This is a genomic window from Larkinella bovis (genome assembly GCF_042655385.1).
Taxonomy (GTDB): Bacteria; Bacteroidota; Bacteroidia; order Cytophagales; family Spirosomataceae; genus Larkinella; species Larkinella bovis.
In genome coordinates, this window is record NZ_JBHSMA010000002.1 from 711,036 (window position 1) to 736,123 (window position 25,088).

The following is a 25,088-nucleotide window of genomic DNA, read 5'->3' on the forward strand; positions in this document are numbered from 1 at the left end:
GGGTCAAAACTGGTAGTAAAAAAAGGGAGACTCCCCAACGCGGGCAAAGGTCAGAATCAAAAGGCAAAGTACCAGGTAAACACTCCAGCGTCTAACTCCTCCCAATGACCCAAGCAGTTCGGGGAAATCCCGGTTTTTCAGCTGCCGGTTCACCAGATCCATCAAAAATAAACCGCCCAGAACGGGCATAAACGGTTTTATCAGTTCCCAGTTGGTGCCGTGCCAGCGATTTTCGGTGAACAAACCGCTTAGGAGCGACCCGGCGGCTTCAACCGAAGGCGCTCGTAAAAAAACGCCCATCACTGCTCCGGCATGAAAAACCAGGAGGGTCGATAAAAACCGGTGTGCCGGGGCGTTCAGATCGGGCCAGAACCTTCGAAAGAAGATTTGGCGTTGCGCTTTTGTCGCGTGTTCGGCCACCAGCCAGAGTCCATTGAGCAGTCCCCAGAGAATATAACCCCAGGTTGCACCGTGCCAGAGACCGGTTAGAAAATAGACCACCATCAGGTTGACATACAGGCCACTGCGCGAGCGGAGCGATTTGCTTAGCGGAAAATAGACATAATCCCGAAACCAGGACGTAAGGCTGATGTGCCAGCCTTTCCAGAACTCGATGCGGGAGGTCGAAGCGTAAACCCGGTCGTCAAAGTTTTTCATGAGCCGGATGCCCAGCATGCGGGCCGAACCCAGCGCAATATCGGAATAGCCCGAAAAATCGCAGAAAATCTGAAAGGGTGCCAGCACCAGCGCGAGGTAAAGCCGGGCACCGGTCTGGGTGTCGGCCTGCTGGAAAACCGGCTCGATGAGGAAGGCAATCTGGTTGGCCAGGACCACCTTTTTGAACAGTCCCCAGGCAATGAGCTGCAAACCGGCCACGGCATTCTTGTACCGGAACGGCTGGGGCATCTGGAGTTGGATCAGCACCCGTTTTGCCCGTTCAATGGGTCCCGCCGTCAGCGTCGGGAAGAAGGCCAGGTAAGTCGCAAAGTACCCAAAATGCTGCACCGGTTTGAGGTATCCCCGGCGAACATCGATCAGGTAGCTGATCGCTTCAAAGGTGTAAAAGGAAATTCCGATCGGCACCACCGGCGACCACGCCGGCAAGGGGCTCTGGACGGCCCACCAGCCCAGTAAAACCGCCAGGTTGTGATTCAGGAAGGCATAATATTTGAAAAACAGGAGCGGAAGCAGCAACAAGCCGATACCTAACCAGAGCGGAATCCGGGATGGGGTGCTTTTCACCAGCCGTCCAAACCCGTACGCTACCCCAGTCGATCCGGCCAGTAACAGGACGAAAAGAGGTTGCCAGGTGAAATAGAAAAAATACCCTGAAACCAGGAGCCAGCACCAGCGAAACCGGTGCGGCAGGGCGTAGTAGACCACAAAAACCAGGAGCAGAAAGAACAGGTATAGAGTTGAACTCAGCGACATGGCGTCGGGTTTTTTCGTCTTACGATTTCTCCAGGAACAGCATCTTATGCCAGAAATCGCCGTTGCATCAGGTGGAAGTTATACCTTGATTTGATAGGAAATCGATACGTCATCGCCGGTTTGACCGCGAAAGCCCCAGTTGTGGGCCGGGCTTTCCAGAATGCAGATTTCGATGTCGTTCAGCGACAGGCCGAGTTGCCGGTGGATGCGGTCGAAAAGCAGGGTGATCAGTTTTTTCTTCGTCTCCACGGTCCGGCCCTCGATCATCAGCAATTCGATAATAATATATTGCTCCGTCCGGCCTTCCGGCATGAAAAAATCGTCGGGCTCGAGGTACAAAAACCGGTGCGCGCGCTTGTTTTCCGGGAATTGCAGGGCCTCCACCACACACCCGTGGATGACGTCCGACAACCGGTTCCGGATCGCCCGCAGCGGTTCTTTTACCCCGTAAACTTTTACCTGACTCATTGGGTAGACAAGAGACAAATGAGTTAAGACAATGGAAAATACGGTTTTGTAAGTTAGTACACAAACGTTCCGGCTGCACTCTGGACCGTCACCCGTTTCCCTTCAAACGCTTCCACGTGGCCGATGATCCGGCCTTCGATCCCAAAGTGGGCGGCCAGGTCGATCACCCGCTGGGCGTGTTCTTCCGGCAGGTAGATTTCGAGTCGGTGTCCCATGTTAAACACCTTGTACATTTCCTGCCAGTCCGTGCCACTTTCCTGCTGAATCAGCCCGAACAGGGGCGGAATCGGGAAAAGATTATTTTTGACAACGTGCAGGTTATCAATGAAATGCAGGACTTTTGTCTGCGCTCCACCGCTGCAATGAACCATCCCGTGAATCTGTGTCCGCAGTTCATCCAGCAGCACTTTGGCAACGGGAGCGTAGGTCCGCGTGGGGGAAAGAATCAACTGGCCGACGTTCAGGCCGGTGTTTTCAACCGGATCGGTCAGCCGTTTGGAACCGCTGTACACCAGACTCCGGTCCACGGCCGGGTCGAAACTTTCGGCGTATTTATCGGCCAGGTAATGCGCCAGCACATCGTGCCGGGCCGAAGTCAGCCCATTGCTGCCCATGCCGCCGTTGTAGGTTTTTTCGTAGGTGGCCTGTCCGAACGACGCCAGCCCCACGATCACATCCCCGTCCTGAATCCGGTCGTTGCTGACGACATCGTCCCGGCGCATCCGGGCAATGACGGTGCTGTCGACAATGATTGTCCGCACGAGGTCGCCCACGTCGGCGGTTTCGCCCCCGGTGCTGGCAATGTCAATGCCGTGTTGCCGCAGCATCTCGAGCACTTCCTCGGTACCGTCGATGATTTCGGCAATCACCTCGCCCGGAATCAGGTTTTTGTTCCGGCCAATGGTCGACGACAACAGCATCGGGCCCGTCGAGCCGACGCAAATCAGATCGTCGGTATTCATCACTACGGCATCCTGCGCAATGCCCCGCCAGACCGACAGGTCGCCGGTTTCTTTCCAGTACAGATACGCCAGCGACGATTTGGTTCCGGCACCGTCGGCGTGCATGATGGTGCAATAGTCAGGATCGCCCGCCAGGGCGTCGGGTACAATTTTGCAGAAGGCCTTGGGAAACAATCCCTTGTCCAGTTTCGCAATGGCTTTGTGAACGTCTTCTTTCGAGGCCGAAACACCCCGTTGCGCGTATCGATCAGTTGGTTGACTCATTGGGTTGTAAGCGCAGCCAGCTTTCGCCGGCTGCGTAAATTTATTTCAGAACTTCAACGGTATTCAATTCCGGGCCACCGCCGTGGTTGGCCGATCCGGCCAGAATGTAAATGCTATTTTTATAGACGACGGCCTGCGTGCCGTGGCGACCTTCAAGCAGTTTCGGCCCCGACGTCCAGCGGTTGGTTTTCGGGTCCAGGATTTCGGCTTCGTTATGCGACTTGAGTTGTTCGCTTTCCCCGCCGATCACCCACACTTTGTTGTCTTTGGTCACCGCCGTGCTACCCGCCCGCAGGGTCGGGAAATTGCTTTCGGCGGGCAGGGTTTCCCATTTGCCGGTTTTGAAATCGTAGACATCCACTTCCGGTAGGGTCGTATCGATCACGTGGCCGGTTTTAGCCGACGACCGGCGGCCCCCCGCCAGGTACAGTTTGGTGCCGACCACGGCCGCGCTGATGTGGTCGCGGGAGCGGGGCGCGTCGGCCAGTTGTTTCCAGGTGTTGGTTTTGGGATCATATTCGTCGAGCCGCGACACATGACCGTCGAAATGACCATCGATGATCCCGCACACCATGTAAATTTTGTCGTTATAGACCACCACGCCCGCCGATCCGCGCTGGATCTCTTTCGGGATTTCCGGACCTTTCCGCCAGTTGCCGGTTTTGGGGCTATAGATATAAATGTTCGGAATGGGGGTTTCGTGCGGGTATTTTCCTTCGAAAGCGCCCATTACGTAGATTTCACCTTTGTAGGTAATGGCTTGAAAATGATTCATTTCCACCGGCGGTGTCGGCAGCCTTTTCCACATGAGGGTTTTCAGGTTCAGGGCTTCCAGCGGTTTCATACCCCGGCCCCCGATGGCGTAGAGGCTATCGCCCACCAAAGCGGCCGCGTTTTCGTGGCGTTTTTCGCAGTCATTCTTGTAGGGTACCGCTTCCCAGGTCTGGGCAAACACACCCGTCGATCCGAAAAGGGTCAAAGCGCAATAGGTAAGAAGTTTTTTGTTCATAACAACTGGCCGATTTTGAAACGCTTAGCTGATAACTGAATCATTTTTGGAAAAAATCCCAAGTCAAATGTACGGCATCGTACGTTATAGACAAGAAGCCATCCTATTTTTGCCGATGCTCCATCCCAAAATCTACCTGATTTTATGCCTTTTTTTGCCAGTGCGTGGTATGGCCCAGGTGGTAACTTCCGATACCCTGCAAGTTACCGCTCCGGTCGATTCGGTAGCCGCCGATTCCATCAACCGTCTTAAAAAAGAAGAAGCGGCCAAAGCCGCCCCCGTGGCCGCCAGTGATCCTACCGGTTTTCATTACAAACTCACCGCCGACGGCACCGTCACCGCCGGAAACGTCAACCGGGCGCTGATCCAGGTGGGTGGTTCATTCGACTGGGCGGTGAGCCAGTTGTTCCGGTTTGCCAGTAACCCCTCATTTGCCTACGGACGCCAGAATCAGCAGTTGAATGAACGGGAAATTCTGGCGGACTTCCGGACCAGTTTTCTGCACGAACGGCGGTTTTATTACCTGGGTTTCGGTGCCGTCGAAATCAGCAATCTCCGTAAAATCCGGCAACGCCTGACCGGCGGAGCGGGGGGCGGCTATAAGTTTCTCAGTCGTAAAAACGCGTATCTGTCCGTGACCAACGTCCTGCTGTACGAATACACGGATTTCATCACCAACAGTGCCGAAGTGAAGGATGTCAATGTGCTGCGAAATTCGACGCGGGTGTTTGGAGAATATCAGTGGGACGATGGGCGGTATTCGGTCACGCATACGGTTTTTCTGCAACCGGCGCTCAACCAGCCCAACCTGCGGTGGAACGGCAATGTTTCGTTCCAGTTGCGGCTGACTTCGCTCATCAGCGTGCGGACCTCCGTCCAGAATTCCTACGAAAGTTTGGTGGCCGTGGGCCGCAAAAACAACGATTTTCGCTGGACAACCGGCCTGGTGCTTGAGGTGAAATAAGTCGTGAAGGAGAGGGAGGGCGGTTTACGGTATTCGGTTTACGGTGGCTGACGTGTTCAGGGGTGGGCGTCAGCCACCGTATACTGAATACCGTAAACCGTACTCATATTTTTTCCAGCAAATTCAGAAATTCCTGTTTTTTGTTGCGGGAAACCGGGATGTTCTTGTTGTTTTCCATGATGACTTCGCCCCCGTCGCCCCGGATGTAGCGCTGCACATAGCGCAGGTTGATGAGGTAGCCGTGGTGAACGCGGCAGAACCCCTTGGCTTCCAGTACTTCTTCCACTTCTTTCAGCGTTTTGGAAATCAGAATGACTTTGCCGTTCGTCAGAAAAAACCGGGTATACCCCCCGTCGGATTCGCAGTAGTAAATCTCTTCGCTGTTGATGATCTGCAAGCCTTCCAGGGTGGGCAGCGCAATGCGGTCGCCGGTTTTCTGCCGGTGCAGGTATTCGACGAAGCTGTCGACCTTGGCCGACGTTCGGGTGAGCCGCTCCTGTTCAGCCTTCTGAACGGCCTGCACCAGTTCGTCCTTGTCGATCGGTTTCAGGATGTAGTCCAGGGCGTTATGCCGAATGGCTTTGATGGCGTATTCGTTGTAAGCCGTCGTGAAAATGACGTCGAATTTGGTAAACCGACAGGCTTCCAGCATATCGAACCCACTCATGCCGGGCATTTCAATATCCAGAAAAACCAGGTCCGGGTGGTGCATTTCAATCGCCTGATATCCTTCCGTACCATCGACGCACGACGCCAGCAACTGGATTTGGGGGCAAAACCGCTGGAGCAGCAGGGCGAGCACGTCGCGGCAGTGTTTTTCGTCGTCGACAATAATGGCAGTCATGGTTATTTAAGTTTCATGGTGAACGTAACGCAGGTGCCGGCCGGAGCGCCCACTGAATCGACCAGGTCGGCCACGTCGATCCGGGCATCGACGCCGTAAATCTTGTTGACAATCTGCAGGCGTTCTTCGGCAATCCGGCTGCCGTGCGATTTATGCGCCGTCAGGCTGTTGACCTGCATACGCCGGGACGCTTCGCGGCCAATGCCATTGTCGGCAATGCAGATCACCAGAAAACCGGCGGCCTGCTGGCAGTCGATCTGCAAAACCGGTTTTTCGATTTTCTGCGGCAACAGGCCGTGCCAGATTGCATTTTCGACGTACGGATGAATCAGCAAAGGCGGAACCTGCACCGTGTCCAGACTTAACGTTTTGCTGACCGTCAGCGAAACGTCAAACGCATGGTCACTCCGCATCTGCTCCAGTTCGACGTAATTTTCGATGGCCTGCAATTCGTGCCGCAGCGACACCCATTCGGTTTGGGTGTTGACCATAATCTGCCGCATCAACCGCGAAAACTTGGTCAAATACAGCGACGCTTCGTCCACGTTGTTCAGCAGCACGAATTTGTTGATGGCATTCAGGCTGTTGAACACAAAGTGCGGGTTCATCTGCATCCGCAGTGCCATCAGCTTGGTTTCAGCAATCCGCTTGTTGTTTTCCAGCAACTGCCGCTCGGTTTGCCGGTAGGCCTGTTCGATCTGCACCCGCCGGATTTTCTGCGCACACAGTCGGGCAATGCTCGTCAGAATGTGCAGGTGTCGCGGCTGGAAAAAGTGCTTTTCGGGGTGTTCGGCATCGATGATGCCAGCCACTTCGTCGTCCAGCATGATCGGTACCGTAATTTCCGAATACCGAATGTCGTCGTCCCGGATGTAGCGGGGGTCCTGCGAGGTATCCCCGATCATTTCGGCCCGACCCGTTTGCGCTACCGAGCCCACGATACCCTGCCCGATGGGAATTTCAATCGGTTGAAAAATTTCAAATGAGCGGGGGTTTTTCGGGCCGTGGGCGGCTTTCTGCACCAGCACATTCCGTTTTTCATCCCGCAAATAAACCACGCAATCGACGAAGTTGAGTCGGGCGATGCAGTTCTTGGCAACGTCCCACAGCACCTCCTCGACAGTTGTCTGATCAATGAGTGAAATCGCAAAAAAATTGATGGCCCGCTCGGTTTCGAGCTCTTCTTCTAACGCTTTTCGTTCCTGATCTGCCTGGTTATGTCGCCCATTTTTTACCACGTTTAGTCTGTTTGATGGAGCAATGTCCTTTCGGATTCGCGTATCGAAAGTAGAGGTAATTCCATTCTTTTGAAAGGTGGAATCAATAACCAGTCGTTTTCAACCCATAACTTGCGGAAAATGACAAGTAAGTTGTTGGGTCATTTATTCAACGGCATAAAAAACGCCCTGCAACTGCGGGGCGTTTTAACCATTACCAAATACACATTACTTATACCCAACTACATAAGCCTTTTTGAGCGTTTACCCGGCGGTCTCCCGTTTGGCGGGGAGCCTCTTGTTGGTTGATTTAGTTGTATAGTCTGCTGTCTTTCAGGTTATTGCTTGCGCGGAAGTCCTCTATTTTTAAACCCGGTGGTTGTTCGGTTCGCTGTCAAAGGGCAGCAACTGATCGACCTCCGTGGGCGCGATCAGAAGTGGTCCATCCGGCATCGGAAACGGGTCGGACGTCCGGCCGGTTTTACCTTCAAGGGGGGCATCCTGTCGAATCGGCTGACCTCCTTTTTCGCAGGGGACCAGGCTCATTCCGAGAATGAGAATAAACTTGACAAATGCACTTTTTGAGAGCAATCCCATTGTCCTTTTGTAGTACGGGTGTGGATCTTGAAAGAAACAGCACAAAAGTAAGGGAGCCAGTCATGGGCTTTTTGTCCCAATCAATACCTGGTGCTTTCGGGTTGACAATTGCCCGTCCTGCCCTGATAAGTAGCCGAAAAGAAGTGGGTTAGCCGGTTTACGGGGCAACCGCGTGATGAATTTGACAAGGCTTGGTGGCCTTCATGAAGCAACTAAAAACCTGAGTCATCCCGAAGTTTGACAACTCTGTTTTAAAAGCGAAAACCTTCCGAATTTAGTGGTGCGAACAACTAAGCGGAAGGTTTTCTTATGTCCAAAGACTTTATAAAAGTTGGTATCTGTACCGACGATGTCAAGCAAGAGGCCCGTTATTTCCAAAACCGGCTACAGACTTTTATCCAACCCCTGGCCGAGCGGCTGGATCGACTCGTTGATCGACAAGCACCTTTGAGGCTTTGGTAGGGGCCTTATTCGCTTCCGAGATAACAGTCTGGGGTTACTGTTGAGCGAGTTGGGCGGTAAACTCCTCGGTGAGCAACACGCTCCGGCCGCAACCAAACGCATCAGCAACCTGCTTCGCAGTAAAGCCTGGAGTCACACACTGATTGAAGCGTTTCTTCTGGAGAAAGCCCAGAACCGGTGGTGCTGGCTTATGCCCGTCGGTGGCCAATTGAAGCCTGCTGGCGCTTTTCCAAAAGTGCGTTGGCGATTCAGTGGCCCCGACTGTGGTTCTGGCTCAACCGACGCAAGTTGATGATGATGGTTGCCTTGGTGTATGCATTTCTGCTGGAGTTGCTGGCGGTAGACAAAAGCGATGAGCGGTTAGCCTTATTGCGAAGGTGGTGTCATCGAACCGGAAAGCGGTGCCAGTCTGCCCTGACACCGCTTTATCGACTTCGCGCTGCGTTAGCTGCGGTATTCAACTTCTATCAAGTCATCCTACAAACTGCGGGATGACTCATGTTTACCGGACAATGCCGGGTCAGGTTTCTTTTCTTTCGTTTCTACTGCTGGCTGATGGTTTCAAAATACTGCTTGACCTTCTGGGCCTTGTCGTTACCGACCACAACGGCGACATCTTCCAGCGGAGCTTCCCGGATTTTCTTAACGCCTTTGAAATATTTCAGCAGCTTGGCTGCGGTTTTTTTGCCAATTCCCTCGATGTTTTCCAACTCGCTGATGAGGCTGTTCCGGCTGCGTTTATCACGGTGGTACGTAATGGCAAACCGGTGGGCTTCGTCGCGGATGCGCTGAATCAACTTCAGGGATTCGGATTTTTTATCGATGTACAACGGCAGGCTGTCTTCCGGGAAATAGATTTCCTCCAGTCGTTTGGCAATCCCGATAATGGGCACCTGTCCGTATAAATTTAATTCCTTCAGGGCCTCACAGGCTGCGCTCAGTTGCCCTTTCCCGCCATCGATGACAATCAGATCGGGGAGTCCCGTCTGTTCATCCAGCACGCGGGTGTAGCGCCGGCTTACAACTTCGTACATGGATGCAAAGTCGTTGGGGCCGACGACGGATTTGATGGAAAAATGCCGGTAATTCTTGGGAGACGGTTTTCCGTCGATAAAACACACCATGGCCGATACCGGATTGGTGCCCTGAATGTTGGAGTTATCGAAACATTCGATCCGGTTGGGTAAGGTCTTTAACTGCAAATCCTGCTTAAGCCGGATGAGGACCCGGTCTTTGCGGCTGGCGTTTCCGGTGGCTTCGGCGGCTGCCCGCTCGGCCCGTTCGCGCCGGAAATACAGCACGTTTTTCAGCGACATGTCGAGCAGCTTCCGCTTATCGCCAATTTGAGGGACCGTGATTTCCGCTTTTAAATCGGCATCCAGCGGAATATTGGTAATGATCTCTTTGGACTCGCTGCCGTACTGCGTCCGAAACTCGACAATCAGCATGGTCAGCAGGTCGCTGTCGGATTCGTCCAGTTTCTTCTTCACTTCAACGGTATTGGTCTGCGTGATGGTCCCGTTGACCACTTTCATGAAATTGATGTACGCAGCCGATTCGTCCGAGGCAATGGTGAACACGTCGGCATCCGAAATTTTGGGGTTAACGACCGTCGACTTGCTCTGGAAGTTTTGCAGGACGTTCAGCTTTTCCTTGTATTGCTGGGCCTGTTCAAACGCCAGGTCATTGGCCGATTCCAGCATGCGCTCTTTAAAATAAAGCTGGGCGGGTGAGATATTGCCTTTCAGAATCGAATGAACCTGCTCGATATCTTTCAAATAGTCCGCTTCGCTAACCAGCCCTTCGCAGGGGCCTTTGCAGTTACCGATATGGTATTCCAGGCAAACCTTGAATTTTTTGGCTTCAATGTTTTCCGGCGAAAGATTGAGGTTGCACGTTCGGATGGTAAACAACTGGCTGAACATCTCCAGCAGCGCATACATGGGGCGCAGCTGGGCGTACGGGCCATAAAACGTCCCCATTTTTCGATCGATTCGCCGGGTTGTCAGGACGCGCGGAAAGCGTTCGTTGGTGACGCAGATGAAGGGATACGTTTTATCGTCCCGCAGCAGAATGTTGTAGCGGGGCTGAAACCGTTTGATCAACTGATTTTCGAGCAGGAGGGCATCGAATTCGGTATGGACAATCGTGAACTCGATCTTGCGAATCTGACTCACCAGCCGCTGGGTTTTGCGGTCGTGCTGGTTGGATTTGACAAAATAACTACTGACCCGGTTTTTTAAATCCTTGGCCTTCCCAACGTAAATTACTTCTCCCGATGCATCGAAATACCGGTAAACCCCCGGTTCGTGCGGGACTTTGGTTAATTCGGTTTTATAGTCAAACTCCGCCATTGTAAAACGGTTGGTCGGTTTACGGTTTATCGTGTTTACGGTAAGCTGGATGAAGAGGGAAATCAGCACGAATTACCGGCCGGAGCAGCGTCGTAAAACCGGGAGTTGGGCTGGCTAATCGTTCGTCCGCTCAGTGTTTTAGTAACAAACGGATCACATTAAAAGTTGTCAGACTGACGGTTTCGTAGGCTGTCGCCAGGGCTTCATCGAGCGATTGGGGACGATTGAGGACGGAAAAGGCGGCTTCCAGTCCCAACGCCATAAGGTCGGCAGGGGGTGCATCCAGTGTGCCGCAGATCGCCACCGTCGGAACGCCAAACGAACGGGCCTGTTGCGCAATGCCGTGGATGAGTTTGCCTTGCAGGGTCTGGTTGTCAATTTTCCCTTCCCCTGTTAGGACCAGATCGGTACCGGCCAGATGGTCCACAAACCGGGTTTGTTCCATGACCACTTTGGCGCCTTCTTTCAAGGTCGCCCGCAGGAAAAATAACGCACCGGCACCCAGTCCTCCGGCCGCACCGGCGCCCGGCACATCGGCTAAATCGATGCCAAACTGGTCGTAAATCAAACCGGCCAGGTGCTGCAAGCCCCGATCCAGGTGTTCAATATCGTCGGCCGAGGCTCCTTTTTGCGGACCGTAAATGGCAGCGGCTCCGTTCGGGCCAAACAAGGGGTTCGTAACATCGCAGGCCACATCCACCACCAGATTGAGCGGTAAAGCAGGTGGGATGATGCGACGGATCGCGGACAGATTCCCTCCGCAGGGGGCAAGAGAATCACCGTTGTGGTCCAGAAACTGCCAGCCCAGCGCAGCAGCCATACCGATTCCGGCATCATTGGTCGCGCTGCCACCGATCCCCAGCACCAGCTGCGAAACACCCCGGTTTATGGCGTCCAGAATGAGTTCGCCCGTGCCGAAGGTGCTAGCTTTCATCGGGTTGTATTCATGCCGTTGCAGCACCCGCAGTCCCGATGCCTGTGACATTTCAACGAAAGCCGTCTGTCCGTCGGCTGAAATTCCGTATGACGCTTCAATCAATCGTCCGAGCGGATCAAAAACCGGGACGGTCAGCCATTGCCCGCCGGTGGCCATCGTCAGCACTTCGGCGGTTCCTTCGCCACCGTCGGCCATAGGCAAGGGGATAATTTCGGCGGTTGGATGCGCCAGCCGTATGCCTTCCGTCATGGCCTCGCAAACCTGACGGGCCGTCAGCGAACCTTTGAATTTATCGGGAGCCAGCAGGATTTTCATTTCGGCGGACAAAAGAGGGAGAAAAGGAGACAAGAGACGAAAAGACCGTTCTGGGCGCAGTATTTTATCGTTCTGCGCCCATCTTGCGTCTTAATTCAGAATTTCTTCTTCTTCGGATTCAACCACTTTGGGCGGGATGTAACGCTGGCTGGAGTCGATGGCGTAGCCACCGCAATCCAGTGCCAGGTTGAACCCGTCCGGTTTTCGGAAAGGCACTTTGGGATACGAGCGTTTCAGCGTCGGATCGGCGTAGACCTTTTGCATATACATTCCCCAGGCAGGCATCGCCACCCGGGCCCCCTGACCGAGCGCCATATCCCGGAAGTGAATACTGCGGTCGTCACCGCCCACCCATAAACCCGATACCAGATTTTCCGTCATGCCCATGAACCAGCCATCCGAGTAGCTGGAGGTCGTACCGGTTTTGGCGGCAATCTCATTGCCGCCTTCCAGTAGCTTGTACTGCGTCCGCAGCCGTTGTGAAGTGCCGTCCGGGTCTTCGACGGCACCGCGCATGAGATACAGCATCTGGTACGCGACGTTGGCGTTGATAACCAGTTTGTTCTCCGGGAAGAAATTGACCAGCACGTTGCCTTTTTTATCCTCAATGCGCAGCACGGTGAGCGGTTTTACCCGGTAACCGGCATTGGCAAACGTACAATACGCAGCCACCATTTCGTAGACGGATACATCGCTGGTGCCAAGACACAAGGTCGGATTTTCGGCCAGCTTGCTTTCGATCCCCAGTTTATGGGCGTATTCGACCACCGAAGCGGATTTGGCCTGTTTAATCAACTGAGCGCTTACGGAGTTGATCGAACGGCCCAGCGCCTGACGGAGCGATAGTTGCTGATAACTCCACTTTCCATTTGAATTATTCGGAACCCAGGGGGTCGGGCCATTGTGATCTTCATACGGATCAAACCGGACGGGCTGGTCGGTAATCCGGTCGCAGGGTGTCAGGAAGTTCTTGTCGATGGCGGCCAGGTACACAAACGGTTTGAAGGTCGAGCCCGGCTGCCGTTTGCCCTGTTTGACGTGGTCGAACTTGAAGTATTTGAAATTAATACCGCCCACCCACGCCTTCACGTGGCCGTTGCGCGGGTCCATCGACATGAAACCGACATTCAGAAACCGCTTGTAATATTTGATCGAATCGAGCGGACTCATGACGGTATCCTTCTCATTCCGGCGACCACCGTACACGAACACTTTCATTTTTACCGGTTTTCGCATTTCCGCCCAGATCGCCTTTTCGTCGTCGCCGTATTCTTTTTTCAAGGCAATGTAGCGGGGAGTTCGTTTGGCTGCATTCTCGATATAACCGGGCAGTTCGCGCCATTTGCCGCCTTTGTCTTTATACGTCCAGGGATTCCGGCCCCGCCAGTGTTCGTAAAATTTACGCTGCTGTTCGCGCATGTGTTCGTAAACCGATTCTTCCGCTGCGCGTTGAAGCCGGGAATCGATGGTGGTCCGGATTTTTAACCCACTGGTATGCAGGTCCAGTTCATTGTCCGGATTGGCTTCATTGTATTCGTCGATCCATTTCTGAATATCGTCTTTGATCACCGACCGGAAATAAGCCGCCGGGCCGGTATTCTGGTTCTCGATGTTGAAGTCGAGCTTGATCGGTTTCTGCTTATAGACGGCGTACTGATCGTCGGTCAGAAAACCGTATTTCCGCATCTGCGACAGCACCACGTTCCGGCGAACCAGCGACCGGTCTTCGTACAGCCGGGGATTGAAGCGCGACGGGTTCTGGAGCATGCCGACCAGCAAAGCCGCTTCCTCGACGTTCACCTGCCAGGGTTCCTTGTTGAAATAGGTCTTGGCCGCGGTTTTAATTCCAAACGTGTTGTTCCCGAACGAAACCGTGTTCAGGTACATCATCATGATTTCCTGTTTGGTGTAATTCCGCTCCAGCCGGACGGACAAAATCCATTCTTTGGTTTTATCGATAATGACCCGCACGTACGGAATGCTCCCCAAAACGCCCCGGAATTTTTCGGTCCGGGTTTCGAACAGGTTTTTGGCGACCTGCTGCGTCAGCGTACTACCCCCGCCCGAACTGCTCCGGCCGGTCAGCACCCCGGTAATGGCCCGGAAAATACTGCGGGCATCGATGCCCGAATGTTTGACAAACCGGGCGTCTTCCGTCGCCAGCAAGGCCGAAATGACATTCGGCGAGACCTGCGAGATTTCAATCGGGGTCCGGTTTTCGAGGTAATATTTGCTCAGGAGGACGCCGTCTTCCGTATAAATTTCCGATGCTTCGTAGCTCTGCGGATTTTCGAGGGCCTTCAGGCTGGGCATTCCGCCAAACAACCAGAGGAAGTTGAAACTCACCGCAACGATGTACAAAACGAGCAGGAGGATGCCGGCCAGGGATATTTTCCAGAGTCTTGCAATCAGGCGTCGATACAAACCCGGTTGTAACTCGAACATAAAGGGATCGGGGATTAAACTTGCTACTAAGTTAACGCTTCCGCATTTGCCAAAAGTACACAATTTAACCCAAACCGCTATTTTCTTTTGGCGGTGGGTTGCTCGGCGGCTACCTGCATTTCGCGGACCCTCGGAAGCAGGGGGCTGGTGGGATAATCACGAATAAATTCAATTAAAGCCTGCCGGTAAGGATCAACGCCCCGAACTTTCCCGATCAGAATGACGCGGAGTAAAGCCATTTTATCCTCGATCAGGCTGCCCGTCAGCGAACTCATGGCGGCTTCGGCCCGGCTGAGGGCTTCGGTCAGGTTGTTGGCTTTGTACAAGTCGTAAATTTCGGTATACGTCCGATTCGCGGCCGACTCGCCCGTGGCCGTAGGGGTCGCATTGGTACCGGTTTTTCCAATCTGCCGGGCGTACGACGAGGTTGGGTATTCGGCCAGCAATTTATCCTTCCAGCCCGATGGCCGGTTCAGCTGATCGTTCGACACCATTAAAAGGTAATAGATTTCCGGCTTAACGGTGGTATTCGGATACCGGTTCAGCAGGGTTTCAAAGGTCGATATGGACTTTTCAGGTTGATTGAACTGGAATTTATACAGTTTTCCCAGGTGGTAATACGCATTTTCCAGGCGCTGGTTGGAGCGCTGTAAAGCCTCGGGACTGAACGGAATCGTGGCATACAGCGCATCTTTCTGGGCTTTGCGTTCAGCCTCTGACAAGGCCGCCGGCACACTCCCTTGCTGGACATTGGGGCTCAAACCCGGAGCGGTTTGGGGAGTGGCATCCGCCTGGGCGAGTTGCGCCGATGTTTCTTTCTGGCTCCGACGCCAGTTGTCTTCCAATGCCCGGTTTCCCCATTTCTGGGTAAATTCCGCCCGGCCCTGCGTAATCAGCAGCGGATTATACAAAACCCAGCGTTGGTCGGCCGGAATATCGGAGGTAGTAGCCGGACGGTTGGCTGCCTGAGCCGCAATGGCTTGCGCTTTGGCCAACAACTCCTGTTGCTGTTTCAGTTTGCGGTCAATGGCTTCGTTCAGATGGCGGTCGAGAGCGGCCGGATTCAACTGGGCCAGTTTCTGTAAACTGTCTTCCGTTTGAATCGTCGACTGGTGGTCAACAAACTCATCGAGATAGATTTTCCGGGCGGCCAGGGCTTTGTAATCCGCAGACTGTTGCGGCAACAGAGCCAGAGCGCTGTCGTAATAGGCCTTGGCGGTGGGGAAATCCTGTACTTTTTCAAAATACAGCTTTCCCATTTCCTGGTAGGTGTACGGGATCTGGGTCGTATTGGTCGTGGTTTCCCGGATCGATTTTTTCCAGTATTCGATGGCTTTGGGATAGCGACCAGCGCGGGCTTCCAGCAGGCCCATGGTGTAATAAATCTTGTCGCGCAGATCGTTGTTTTTCCGGTCGTTCAGCATGCGGCTAAACCGTTCGTTGCTGGTTCGTCCTCCCTGAATCGAGTAAATAGTGGCATAAAAGGACTGCTCGTAGTTCGGACGATTCCGCGCTACTTTCTGGTAGTGGGCGAGGGCCTGCTCCGGTTTTCCAATCAAATCATACATCTGACCGGCAATCAGGTGCAAACGGGCGGTGCTTTCGCCTTTTTTCAGAAACGGAAAGGTGGCATCCAGCAGAGCCGCCGAAACCGCATATTCCTGCCGTTTCTGATGCAGATAGGCTTTGGTTAGGTAATAATTCCGGGTATTGACGTTGTTAAGCGGCTGGGCGCGGAGGTATTCCGCGACGCTCAGACCATTAGTATAATCACCGGTTTCGATATACGTCCTCATGAGCAGAATCAGCGCTTCATGCTTTTCTTCGTCACTTTCGCCCTTCGTGTTGATGTATTTGAACACCTCAATCGCGTTGGCGTAGTCCTGTCGATACAACCGGGCCGTTCCTAACAGAATGTAGCTGTTGTCGAGCCACTTACTATTCTGGTGGCGTTCGGCTACCAGGGAGGCCTTTTTAATGGCGTCTTCCAGTTGCGCCCTGACCGGTTCCAGCTTGGTCGAATCGAGCGGCAACAAAATCGGTAAAGGCTGGTTGTAATTTTCCTGAAAGGTTTTTAGCCGGTAACGCTCCACTTCCCGGATGCGGTCGCGGGCAATGACATAGGCGTTATAGTGGGCGTTCAGATCGTGGTAGGCAACCGGTAATTTCTTGCTGCTGTATTGAGAACAGCCACTGAGCCAGGCGGTTATGATCACCCATAAAAAAACGGGCCGAAACCGGTTCGTGATCGAATCAGAATTGAAATATCGGTTGCAAAACCCGCCTTGCATGGAAAGTTGTCAGATTCTTGGTAACCGCCGGAAGGCTTTCTACCTTCGCGGACGGAACCCACACTAGTAACGTCGTCAGCGCAAAAACCGTATCGAAAGACGGGGCACTTAGACAAAAATACGAAATTCCTGGCACGAACCCAGAACGTACCGCTTATGAACACGGATAATTCACAACCTGAAGAACCGGAAAACCCGCTCCGGAAGGCCAGCCGCCGGACCAGTTCGTTCGTTCAGTATTCCGCCATCGGTTTTCAGATGCTGGGAACCATTGGGTTAGGGGTCTGGGGCGGTATCAAGCTGGACGAGTGGCAGGAAAACGAAAAACCGATCTGGACGCTGGTGCTGTCGTTGTTTTCCATCGGGGCTTCGCTCTACTTATTTATCCGCAGTTTACCCAAACAATCCTGATATGCTTCCCAGCCTTGGCCTGACCGTCGTCCTGGCAATTGTATTTTTTGTAGCCGAACAATACGGCGCCGGAGGATGGCTACATCCCTACTGGAAATACATGCTGATTTTTTTTCTGAGCCTCTCGTTTCTGATTCATCGCCTGATGGGGATTGGTTTTCAGAATAATCGCGAAAAATTTGTGCCGTTTTACATGACAACCATTGTAGCCCGCCTGATCCTGGCCCTGGTCTTTGTCGGGGTCTTTGTCGGGCGTGGCGTAACCGGGGTCAAGCTGTTTGTGCTGGACTTTCTTGCACTATATATATTTTATACTGCCTTTGAAATCTACATTTTGAGTCGTAACTTGCGACGCGGTTTGTGATACATACCATTTACTTCATATGTTTCGTCTCCTGATTCGTAAGACTTTTTTTAGTATTGTATTGTTTCTGAGTACGTTGGTCGCGGTTCAAGCCCAGCACGACGATCACCACGAGCACGGCGCTACGCAGGAAAAAGAAAAATTCAATGTGGGCGACATGATCATGCACCACATTAAAGATGATCATGGTTGGGAATTTGCCCACGGGCTGACGCTCCCGTTGCCGGTCATTCTGTATACGGCTGATCGGGGCATTGAGGTGTTTTCATCCTCGCATTTTGCCCACGAAACCCACTACAACGGGTACGTCAAAGAACACAACAAGATCTACCGCGCCGGGGCCAGTGGCGAGCCTGACAAATCCATTAAAGTATACGATTTCTCGATTACGAAAAACGTGGCTTCCCTGTTGTTGAGCGCCGTTTTACTGATCGTTGTATTTTTCTCCGTTCGGAACGGGTACGAAAAGAACAAAGGCAAGGCTCCGAAAGGCTTGCAGTCGTTTCTGGAACCGATCATTCTTTTCGTACGCGACGAGATTGCCAAACCCAACATCGGGCCGAAATACGGACGGTATCTGCCTTTCCTGCTGACGCTGTTTTTCTTTATTCTGTTCAATAACCTGCTGGGCCTGCTGCCGGGTGGGGCCAACCTGACGGGGAACATCGCCATTACGATGACGCTGGCGGTGATTACCTTCCTGATTGTGAACCTGAGCGGAAACAAGCATTACTGGGCGCACCTTTTCAAACCGACGGGCGTGCCCGTGGCGCTGCTGCCGATCATGATTCCGGTCGAGATCGTAGGCGTGTTCATGAAACCCTTCTCGCTGATGGTGCGGTTGTTTGCCAACATTACGGCGGGACACATCATCATCCTGAGTTTGCTGGGTCTGATTTTTATTGCCAAGGATCTGGGCGGTTCGGGCATGGGCTGGGGTGTTAGCCCGCTGATCGTCGTGTTTACCCTCTTCATGAACCTGATCGAGTTACTGGTGGCGTTCCTGCAAGCTTTCATCTTTACGCTGCTGTCGTCGATGTACATCGGTAGCGCGATCGAAGAGCACCATGAAGCCGACCACGGCCATTGAGTTAAAGTTTACGGTTTCCAGTGAATGGGTACGTATCAGAACAACCTGAAAACTAAGGACTGAAAACCGTAAACTGAGTACCGAATACCGTCTTTTAGTTTGTATTTTTTTGTTTAACCATAAATCTGTTTATCGAGCATGTTAGCAATGTTGCTCTCAATTCTTTTGGAAGCTACGGGTAGCTTCGCAGTAATGGGTGCCGCTATCGGCGCTGGTCTGGCGGCTATCGGTGCGGGTCTGGGTATCGGCCGTATCGGTGGTTCTGCGATGGAAGGTATCGCTCGTCAGCCGGAAGCTGCTGCACGGATCCAAACTGCGATGTTGATTATCGCAGCCTTGATCGAGGCCGTGGCCCTGTTTGCCGCCGTTATCTGTCTGCTGATCTCGCTGGGTTAATCCGCGACATCCGCATGCGAGTCGCTGACTGCATTAGGCGTCGGCATCCGACTCAAAAAACCAGGATACAGCCCGTTGGTTTGAGCTAGTCAGCCGACGGGCTGTATCCAAATTAAACAGAAATACTACGAATTCATATATCCTAATTCCATACTACAATGGATCTGCTGATTCCTGATATTGGATTATTATTCTGGATGGTGCTCGTTTTCGGGCTGCTGTTCTTCATCCTGTCAAAATTTGCCTGGAAGCCGATTACGGAAAGCCTGAAAGAGCGCGAAGACGATATCCAGAAAGCCCTGGATATGGCCGAAAAAACGCGGATCGAGATGGCCAAGCTGCAGGCCGACAACCAGAAGCTGCTGGCGGAAGCCCGGGCTGAACGGGATGCCATTCTACGGGGTGCCAAAGAAACCGCCGACCGCGTTGTGGCCGAAGCCCGCGATAAAGCGACGGAAGAAGGTACGCGCATCATCGAGAAAACCCGCGAAGAAATGCAGACGGAGCGCCTGGCAATGGTGGCTCAGGTCAAGCGCGAAGTCATTGACCTGTCGCTGGAAATTGCTGAAAAAGTGCTGCGGAAAGAACTGAGCGATAAAAAATCGCAGGAAGAACTGGTGAAAAGTCTGGTTGCAGACGCGCGATTGAATTAAGAATGAAGCGTTAAACGTTACGAGTTTGGTACGTCCGTAAACTCTTAATTCTTAACGCTTAACTCATTACTCTCAAAGATGGCAGAGTCTACCGTTGCGTTCCGATACGCGAAATCCCTCATTGACCTGGCTCAGGAAAAGCAAAAGGTCGAGGAAGTATATAAAGATATGTCGTTTTTTCGGCAAGTAGTCGGTCAGAACCGCGACCTGATGCTGGCGCTGAAAAGCCCGATTTTACGGCACGAGAAAAAGCTGGCCGTGTTGCGGGCGGTTTTTGAAAAACGGGTCGATCCGTTATCTTTTTCGATCTTCAATATCATTTCGAAGAAGAACCGGGAGGGCATCATGGACATCATTGCGGACGAGTTTGTCCGGCAATACAATGACCTGAAAGGCATTCAGAAAGTACAGGTCATCACGACGGTACCCCTGACTGACGAACTCCGGAAACAATTCATCGACATCGTTGCCAAAGCGACCGGCAAACAAATCGAACTGGAAGAAAAAACGGATCCGAACCTGATCGGCGGTTATATTCTCCGCGTTGGTGATCGCCAGATCGATGCCTCGATCCGGAGCCAGTTGGCTGAACTCCGGTTGGGCTTTCTGAATTAATCGAATCGATTTGCAGAGAGAGACCAGCGAGGAAAGGGACAACCGTTTTCTCCGCTGGTCTCTCTTCTTTTTAAACGAAACCTGTAAGGTCTTTGAGGCTTACAGGTTTTTTTGTTATCATGCCTGGCAAAAGCCCGTTGAATGGATTTATTGGCGCAAACCCGAGCAATCGACATTATCCGCCTGGTGGCGGACTTGGGCTATGTTTTGCAGGAAAACCGCAAGATTATCTGCCCATTTCATGCCGAAAAAACACCTTCGCTGGTGGTCTATCCCCAGACCAATTCGTACCACTGTTTTGGCTGTGGCCGCCACGGTGATGTGATTCATTTCTATGCCGGTGTGGCCAATCTGGAGTATACGGGGGCTATGCACGAACTGGCCTTCAATTATTTGCCGGATTACAAACCGGAACTCTACAAGCGCGGCCATCTGAAAAAAATCCAGGCCGCTGGCCCGGTAAAACCGGAGAAGATGGCATTGCCGTCGGATACAAATGCCTATGTCTACAAACCCCTGCACAGTGCTATTTACGAAGATTTCCAGCGCGTTTGTGAGACGCAACCCGCCGGTCCGGTCCATGAAGACGCCCGGAAGTACCTGACGGAACGCGGTTTTTCGGAGTCGACCTTACGCCGGTTTCGCATCCTTACGGTCAACGATTACCAGACGGCCCAGGCTCACCTGCGGAGAACCTATAATCTGCTGGATTTGCAGGAATGCGGCCTGTTCAACGAAAAAGGGAACCTGATTTTTTACCGCCATCCCATCGTGATTCCCTATTTCCGGAAGGGGCGCATCGTCTTTTTGCAGGGCCGGGTCATCGGCCAGCCGACCGAAACGGTTTCGCGCTACCAGTTTCTGAGCGGGGTGCCGGTCGAGTTGTTCAATGCGGATGTGATGGATGTCCTCAAAACCGGCCGGACGTTGTATGTTACCGAAGGAGCTTTTGATTGCATGACGCTCATGCAGGAAGGGATGCCCGCCGTCAGTCTGGGTAGCGCGACGATGTTCAAACGGGAGTGGATGAAATTATTTCGCCGGTTCGAAATCTGCTTTTACTTCGACAATGACGCGGCCGGTCAGAAAGCCGCCCGCGACTACAGTGAACTGTTCAGCCACTACCGGATCTCAACCCACGTCAAAATGGTGAAAGCAGGCTACAAAGACGTAAATGACTATTTTTCGAAGCGGGAATGAAGGTTATTGAAATTCCTTCACAAACTTGAAATGCGACGGCCGGAAGGTCAGTTGCTGGTAAAACCGGTGGGTGTTTGTTCGTTTTTGATTGGCTGTTACTTCCAGGTTGACAAAACCGTGCGCTTCCGCGAGTTCTTCCAGCGCGGCCACCAACTGCCGGCCAATTTGCTGGTTCCGGTATTCAGGCATGACGTATAACTCCTGAATTTCACCGACTTTACCCGTGTGGTGCAGCAGGTACTGAACGTGGCAGCTGATGAACCCAACCACGTCACCGTCCACTTCGGCAACCAGGTAATGGACGCGCCGGTCAGTGAGGTTTTTCTGGAAAACCGCCCGGAAAGCAACGGCATTCAGTTGACATTCTTCCAATTCACAAATAAACCGGTAAAGTGTCGCAACATCCTGATGATCAGCCGGACGGATGTGGGCAGTAATGTTCATGTCGGATAAAGATTCGTAGGGTTTTCGGGAAGTGGCTAAGATGTGGTTAAATTTCGGGAAATTCTGATGAATCCTAAACCAAGATGAAGAAAAAATTAAACCAATGGGCAATTTTACTCATTCTGGCGGGTGTCATGGCCTGCCAGTCCAACTCCTCAAAAAACACCGACAAAACCACTTCTACTGAATCAACCCCAACCAACATGTTTGCTTCTGACGCAGCTTTTCTCCAGAAATACCACCCCGATTTAGTTACCCTGAAAGACGGCTCGGCCGAAGTACTGATCTGTCCGGCTTATCAGGGGCGCATCATGACCAGTACCGCCGACGGCCAAACGAGCTACGGCTGGATCAACCGGGAATTGATCGAATCGGGCAAACGGGTGCCGCATATGAATGCTTTCGGGGGTGAAGACCGGTTCTGGCTTGGGCCGGAAGGCGGGCAATTTGCCATTTATTTTAAACCGGGGGCAGAATTCAACGGCGACAACTGGCAGACGCCCGCGCCCATCGACTCCGAACCGTTTACGCTGGTTTCGAAGGACGATCGGTCGGCCCGGTTTTCGAAAGAGTTTGAGTTAACCAATTACTCCGGAGCAAAATTCAGCGTGGGCGTTGAACGGGACGTTCACCTCCTGGGGGGTGAGCAGATTCGGCAGACGCTGGGCGAAATTGACCTGCCGTCGAACGATTCGCTGAAAATGGTCGGGGTCGAATCCGTCAATACGCTGATCAACAAAGGCCAAAACCCGTGGACGAAAGAGAAAGGCTTGCTGTCGATCTGGATTTTGGGTATGTACAACGCTTCGCCGGAAGCTACCATCGTGGTTCCGTTTCAACCCGGCCAGGGACCGGCCATTAACGACAGCTATTTTGGGAAAGTACCCGCTTCGCGGCTGATCCAGAAAGACAGCGTGGCTTTTTTCCGGGCCGATGCCAACGAACGGGGTAAAATCGGCGTGCCGCCCGCCCGCGCCAAAAACCGCCTGGGTAGCTACGATCCCGGTTCGCAGACGCTAACGCTGGTGCTGTTTACGTTCAATCCCGCCAATCGGGACTACGTGAATTCGGCCTGGGAAATTCAGAAAGAGCCGTACGCGGGCGATGTGGCCAACTCCTACAACGATGGCCCGATGAAACCGGGTCAGCCGCAGATGGGTAAATTTTACGAACTGGAAAGCTCGTCGCCCGCAGCCGCCTTGCAACCCGGCGGTCGGCTGACACATACGCACACGACCTTACACATTCAGGGCGACGACGCGCAGTTGGATAAAATAGCCCGGCAGTGGCTGGGGGTTTCGCTGGAAGAAATCGTGAACGCGTTCTAAAACCGGATTCCGGTTGTTTCCCGAAAGAATATTTTTGATCCTTCGGAGTAACCAATCGCCGGAGAAGCGTTCTGGCTACGTGGCAGGGCGTTCTTCCGGAGATTGGGTCACCATTCCAGAAAAACCGTAGCGTAGGGTTTTAGCGAAAACCGCAGGTTCTCATCCCCGTTCGCGGGTATAGGCTGGCCGGTTTCTTCCCAAAACGTAGCGGGGGAAAAACAGGCCCGGGCAAACGTGGTTTCATCGATTGTCCGCTGAAAAACCGCCTGCCTGACCGGTACCGAAACCGGCTGAACCTCATCCGTCAGGTTGGCGAGGATCAGGGCGGTTTTTCCGTCGTTTTCCAGACACATCGCTTCAACCTGGAGCGGTCGCTGGCTGACGGTTGGAATCACTCGTCCGGCCCGGAAACGATTGACGGTTCTGAAAACCCAATACATCGGGAACACCATGCCGGCTTCGGCCAAAAACTCGTTGGGGTAGGCCGAGGGCGAATCGCCCTGCAAAATGCCCTGTTCGCCGATGGTTTCGTAATAGGTAAGCGACCGGGCTCCGGCCTGCATCAGATTTTTCAGACTGGCTACCGTCCAGGCGGCTCCGAACAGTGCCATTTGCCGGGGATCGGTCGAGAAAGGCATTTGAACGGAATCCGAAACCGGTTCGTCACCGGTGGCATCGGGATTGAAACGCGGGCGGAGCGTGACGGGCGAAACATGCACGTCCGGAATCCAGCGACGAGCATCCCGAACGGTGTCGGACTGGGCCGCCGTATTTTCCATTACGGTCAGACAATCAACGGCATGGGCCTGCGGACTCACCGAATAACCGATGAAATCGACGGCATCGAGCGCGGGGGTTTCCCGGTTAACGGCCACAAAAAAAACATTGGTTCCGGCACCGATTGGGACCTTGGGAAAAGCCTGCCGCAGGGGCGAAACCACCTGGTCGATCAGCGAAGTTGGCGTTGTTTTGGTGTAATTGCTGAGAATCAAAACCGATGCAACCAGATCCGGATCAATGGGTTGTTTCAGAAAGGTATACAGTTCGAAGTTAGCCAACTGATTAAAAAGCAGCACAAGCTCCAGATTGATACCCAGTCGGGTAGCGTCTTCAATTCCTTTTTGCAGTTCATCGATCCAGTCCGGTTGCTGAAAATTGACCTCCACCCGCAGGTGCTGAAAACCGCCTTCCCGGAGAAGATCCACGGCCGATGTCGTTAGCGGTTTGGCATTGCTTCCGAGGCCAATGGCGGGCAAAACCAGGGTTGAGGATTCGACCGAAACAACGGTTTCGGAAGCAGTGGATTGAGCCGTCAGGGGCAGGGCATCCGGCCCAACCAGCCGCAGTTCGACCGATTGCTGCACGGTATCGCCCGGCCGGAGCGTTACCGGAAACGGTTTGGCCAGCGGAGTACAGTAGGTTTTGTAGGAAGCATCCGTCCAGTTCCGCTGGTCCTCGGTTTCGAACACATCGCCCACAAACCACAGGACCGCCGAACCGCCGTTGACCGTCGGCCACTGCATTTCGCGAATGTTGAAAAACGGCTGGTGCGGGCTGATGGCTTCCGGAAAGGTCGCCACCGACTGGCTGCCGTCGGGATGCGTCAGTGTACAGGCTTGCCCGTTGCACTCCGGAATCGGGTGCAGAATGCAGAAACCGGCACGGTTCCGGCGAAATTCCGTGAGCGCTTCCCCGTCGATATTGAACTGGATCGTGCCATCGGGTTCGCCGACAAGTTCGCACTGCCAGCGAAACTGAATGGTTTCGTTGCGGCATTCGCAGGTATAGCGAATGTGAAACGAATCGTCCTGTTGCTCAATGAATTCGTCGGTAATGGTATGGGTTGCCGTTGCCCAGTTGTGGTCACGAATGGCATGGTACATCATCCGCAGCACTTCGTGGTCGCCCAGGCGGATGTACCGCAGAAACCCCCGGTCGTACAGCATTGTAAGCGGGCCGGCGCGGAGAATACGGGGTTCCGGTAACGGCTCGTTCAGGCCGTACCGGATCAGGGAGGTTGAATTCAT

General features: G+C 53.2%; 22 protein-coding genes. 9 read left to right on the top strand and 13 right to left on the bottom strand.

From position 1 onward, the window contains the following. Positions 1-3 precede the first annotated feature (3 nt). The 4 genes from ACFPMF_RS10110 to ACFPMF_RS10125 all read right to left on the bottom strand — a co-directional run bounded on the left by ACFPMF_RS10110 (position 4) and on the right by ACFPMF_RS10125 (position 4,134). Positions 4-1,431 carry an MBOAT family O-acyltransferase gene (locus tag ACFPMF_RS10110; RefSeq protein WP_379843970.1) on the bottom strand — a complete coding sequence of 476 codons (1,428 nt, stop codon included), beginning with the start codon at positions 1,429-1,431 and terminating at the stop codon, positions 4-6. Between the two features lie 78 nt (positions 1,432-1,509). Continuing rightward, positions 1,510-1,899, bottom strand: a complete 390-nt coding sequence (locus ACFPMF_RS10115) for a tautomerase family protein (RefSeq protein WP_379843973.1) — start codon at positions 1,897-1,899, stop codon at positions 1,510-1,512. Positions 1,900-1,952: 53 nt separating this feature from the next. After that, complete coding sequence (locus tag ACFPMF_RS10120; RefSeq protein ID WP_379843975.1) at positions 1,953-3,125, bottom strand: AIR synthase related protein; 1,173 nt, start codon at positions 3,123-3,125, stop codon at positions 1,953-1,955. 40 nt (positions 3,126-3,165) lie between these two features. Continuing rightward, positions 3,166-4,134: a Kelch repeat-containing protein gene (locus tag ACFPMF_RS10125; RefSeq protein ID WP_379843978.1), complete on the bottom strand. Its 969-nt coding sequence runs from the start codon at positions 4,132-4,134 to the stop codon at positions 3,166-3,168. Between the two features lie 115 nt (positions 4,135-4,249). On the opposite strand from ACFPMF_RS10125, the gene ACFPMF_RS10130 reads away from it, so the two are divergent. Continuing rightward, positions 4,250-5,098 carry a DUF481 domain-containing protein gene (locus ACFPMF_RS10130; protein ID WP_379843981.1) on the top strand — a complete coding sequence of 283 codons (849 nt, stop codon included), beginning with the start codon at positions 4,250-4,252 and terminating at the stop codon, positions 5,096-5,098. 103 nt (positions 5,099-5,201) lie between these two features. On the opposite strand, the gene ACFPMF_RS10135 is transcribed toward ACFPMF_RS10130, so the two are convergent. The 7 genes from ACFPMF_RS10135 to porW all read right to left on the bottom strand — a co-directional run bounded on the left by ACFPMF_RS10135 (position 5,202) and on the right by porW (position 16,560). Beyond that, positions 5,202-5,942 carry a LytR/AlgR family response regulator transcription factor gene (locus ACFPMF_RS10135; protein WP_379843984.1) on the bottom strand — a complete coding sequence of 247 codons (741 nt, stop codon included), beginning with the start codon at positions 5,940-5,942 and terminating at the stop codon, positions 5,202-5,204. A 2-nt stretch (positions 5,943-5,944) separates the two neighbouring features. Next, a complete protein-coding gene (locus ACFPMF_RS10140; RefSeq protein WP_379843987.1) occupies positions 5,945-7,180 on the bottom strand; it encodes a histidine kinase in 1,236 nt (411 codons plus the stop codon). A gap of 345 nt (positions 7,181-7,525) precedes the next feature. Further along, complete coding sequence (locus ACFPMF_RS10145) at positions 7,526-7,756, bottom strand: hypothetical protein (protein WP_379843989.1); 231 nt, start codon at positions 7,754-7,756, stop codon at positions 7,526-7,528. A 1,004-nt stretch (positions 7,757-8,760) separates the two neighbouring features. Beyond that, entirely contained in the window at positions 8,761-10,572 is a 1,812-nt protein-coding gene (uvrC, locus tag ACFPMF_RS10150; RefSeq protein WP_379843992.1) for an excinuclease ABC subunit UvrC, read from the bottom strand. A gap of 130 nt (positions 10,573-10,702) precedes the next feature. Continuing rightward, positions 10,703-11,824: a glycerate kinase gene (locus ACFPMF_RS10155; RefSeq protein ID WP_379843995.1), complete on the bottom strand. Its 1,122-nt coding sequence runs from the start codon at positions 11,822-11,824 to the stop codon at positions 10,703-10,705. A gap of 90 nt (positions 11,825-11,914) precedes the next feature. Beyond that, on the bottom strand, positions 11,915-14,269 hold the full coding sequence (locus tag ACFPMF_RS10160; protein ID WP_379843998.1) for a penicillin-binding protein 1A: 2,355 nt from the start codon (positions 14,267-14,269) through the stop codon (positions 11,915-11,917). Positions 14,270-14,346: 77 nt separating this feature from the next. After that, complete coding sequence (gene porW / locus ACFPMF_RS10165; RefSeq protein WP_379844000.1) at positions 14,347-16,560, bottom strand: type IX secretion system periplasmic lipoprotein PorW/SprE; 2,214 nt, start codon at positions 16,558-16,560, stop codon at positions 14,347-14,349. A gap of 156 nt (positions 16,561-16,716) precedes the next feature. On the opposite strand from porW, the gene ACFPMF_RS10170 reads away from it, so the two are divergent. The 7 genes from ACFPMF_RS10170 (at position 16,717) to ACFPMF_RS10200 (ending at position 21,289) form a co-directional block, all read left to right on the top strand. Next, positions 16,717-16,971: an AtpZ/AtpI family protein gene (locus ACFPMF_RS10170; RefSeq protein ID WP_379844003.1), complete on the top strand. Its 255-nt coding sequence runs from the start codon at positions 16,717-16,719 to the stop codon at positions 16,969-16,971. Between the two features lies 1 nt (position 16,972). Further along, a complete protein-coding gene (locus ACFPMF_RS10175; RefSeq protein ID WP_379844006.1) occupies positions 16,973-17,335 on the top strand; it encodes a hypothetical protein in 363 nt (120 codons plus the stop codon). Between the two features lie 19 nt (positions 17,336-17,354). Then, positions 17,355-18,425 (top strand): F0F1 ATP synthase subunit A, encoded by a 1,071-nt coding sequence (gene atpB, locus ACFPMF_RS10180; RefSeq protein ID WP_379844009.1) that lies wholly within the window; start codon positions 17,355-17,357, stop codon positions 18,423-18,425. Between the two features lie 138 nt (positions 18,426-18,563). Then, a complete protein-coding gene (gene atpE / locus ACFPMF_RS10185) occupies positions 18,564-18,821 on the top strand; it encodes an ATP synthase F0 subunit C (protein ID WP_379844011.1) in 258 nt (85 codons plus the stop codon). Between the two features lie 158 nt (positions 18,822-18,979). Continuing rightward, positions 18,980-19,474 carry a F0F1 ATP synthase subunit B gene (gene atpF, locus ACFPMF_RS10190; RefSeq protein WP_379844014.1) on the top strand — a complete coding sequence of 165 codons (495 nt, stop codon included), beginning with the start codon at positions 18,980-18,982 and terminating at the stop codon, positions 19,472-19,474. A gap of 78 nt (positions 19,475-19,552) precedes the next feature. After that, positions 19,553-20,089, top strand: coding sequence for an ATP synthase F1 subunit delta (gene atpH, locus ACFPMF_RS10195; RefSeq protein WP_379844016.1), 537 nt, complete (start codon positions 19,553-19,555; stop codon positions 20,087-20,089). 141 nt (positions 20,090-20,230) lie between these two features. After that, entirely contained in the window at positions 20,231-21,289 is a 1,059-nt protein-coding gene (locus ACFPMF_RS10200; protein WP_379844019.1) for a CHC2 zinc finger domain-containing protein, read from the top strand. Between the two features lie 3 nt (positions 21,290-21,292). Here the strand turns inward: ACFPMF_RS10200 and ACFPMF_RS10205 are convergent, their stop codons facing one another. Beyond that, on the bottom strand, positions 21,293-21,733 hold the full coding sequence (locus ACFPMF_RS10205; RefSeq protein ID WP_379844021.1) for a GNAT family N-acetyltransferase: 441 nt from the start codon (positions 21,731-21,733) through the stop codon (positions 21,293-21,295). A gap of 83 nt (positions 21,734-21,816) precedes the next feature. On the opposite strand from ACFPMF_RS10205, the gene ACFPMF_RS10210 reads away from it, so the two are divergent. Further along, on the top strand, positions 21,817-23,061 hold the full coding sequence (locus ACFPMF_RS10210) for a DUF6786 family protein (RefSeq protein WP_379844024.1): 1,245 nt from the start codon (positions 21,817-21,819) through the stop codon (positions 23,059-23,061). 107 nt (positions 23,062-23,168) lie between these two features. Here ACFPMF_RS10210 and ACFPMF_RS10215 read toward each other — a convergent pair whose 3' ends face one another. Continuing rightward, the gene (locus ACFPMF_RS10215) at positions 23,169-25,088 is read right to left on the bottom strand and encodes a D-apionate lactonase family protein (protein ID WP_379844027.1); all 1,920 of its coding nucleotides are present in this window, start codon (positions 25,086-25,088) and stop codon (positions 23,169-23,171) included.

Coding starts and splice junctions, on each gene's coding strand:
- ACFPMF_RS10110 (WP_379843970.1), bottom strand. CDS start 1,431: ATGTCGCTGAGTTCAACTCTATACCTGTTCTTTCTGCTCCTGGTTTTT.
- ACFPMF_RS10205 (WP_379844021.1), bottom strand. CDS start 21,733: ATGAACATTACTGCCCACATCCGTCCGGCTGATCATCAGGATGTTGCG.
- ACFPMF_RS10215 (WP_379844027.1), bottom strand. CDS start 25,088: ATGAATTCAACCTCCCTGATCCGGTACGGCCTGAACGAGCCGTTACCG.
- ACFPMF_RS10160 (WP_379843998.1), bottom strand. CDS start 14,269: ATGTTCGAGTTACAACCGGGTTTGTATCGACGCCTGATTGCAAGACTC.
- ACFPMF_RS10135 (WP_379843984.1), bottom strand. CDS start 5,942: ATGACTGCCATTATTGTCGACGACGAAAAACACTGCCGCGACGTGCTC.
- ACFPMF_RS10175 (WP_379844006.1), top strand. CDS start 16,973: ATGCTTCCCAGCCTTGGCCTGACCGTCGTCCTGGCAATTGTATTTTTT.
- porW (WP_379844000.1), bottom strand. CDS start 16,560: ATGCAAGGCGGGTTTTGCAACCGATATTTCAATTCTGATTCGATCACG.
- atpB (WP_379844009.1), top strand. CDS start 17,355: ATGTTTCGTCTCCTGATTCGTAAGACTTTTTTTAGTATTGTATTGTTT.
- atpH (WP_379844016.1), top strand. CDS start 19,553: ATGGCAGAGTCTACCGTTGCGTTCCGATACGCGAAATCCCTCATTGAC.
- ACFPMF_RS10155 (WP_379843995.1), bottom strand. CDS start 11,824: ATGAAAATCCTGCTGGCTCCCGATAAATTCAAAGGTTCGCTGACGGCC.
- atpF (WP_379844014.1), top strand. CDS start 18,980: ATGGATCTGCTGATTCCTGATATTGGATTATTATTCTGGATGGTGCTC.
- ACFPMF_RS10130 (WP_379843981.1), top strand. CDS start 4,250: ATGCTCCATCCCAAAATCTACCTGATTTTATGCCTTTTTTTGCCAGTG.
- ACFPMF_RS10125 (WP_379843978.1), bottom strand. CDS start 4,134: ATGAACAAAAAACTTCTTACCTATTGCGCTTTGACCCTTTTCGGATCG.
- ACFPMF_RS10210 (WP_379844024.1), top strand. CDS start 21,817: ATGAAGAAAAAATTAAACCAATGGGCAATTTTACTCATTCTGGCGGGT.
- ACFPMF_RS10145 (WP_379843989.1), bottom strand. CDS start 7,756: ATGGGATTGCTCTCAAAAAGTGCATTTGTCAAGTTTATTCTCATTCTC.
- ACFPMF_RS10200 (WP_379844019.1), top strand. CDS start 20,231: ATGGATTTATTGGCGCAAACCCGAGCAATCGACATTATCCGCCTGGTG.
- atpE (WP_379844011.1), top strand. CDS start 18,564: ATGTTAGCAATGTTGCTCTCAATTCTTTTGGAAGCTACGGGTAGCTTC.
- uvrC (WP_379843992.1), bottom strand. CDS start 10,572: ATGGCGGAGTTTGACTATAAAACCGAATTAACCAAAGTCCCGCACGAA.
- ACFPMF_RS10120 (WP_379843975.1), bottom strand. CDS start 3,125: ATGAGTCAACCAACTGATCGATACGCGCAACGGGGTGTTTCGGCCTCG.
- ACFPMF_RS10115 (WP_379843973.1), bottom strand. CDS start 1,899: ATGAGTCAGGTAAAAGTTTACGGGGTAAAAGAACCGCTGCGGGCGATC.
- ACFPMF_RS10170 (WP_379844003.1), top strand. CDS start 16,717: ATGAACACGGATAATTCACAACCTGAAGAACCGGAAAACCCGCTCCGG.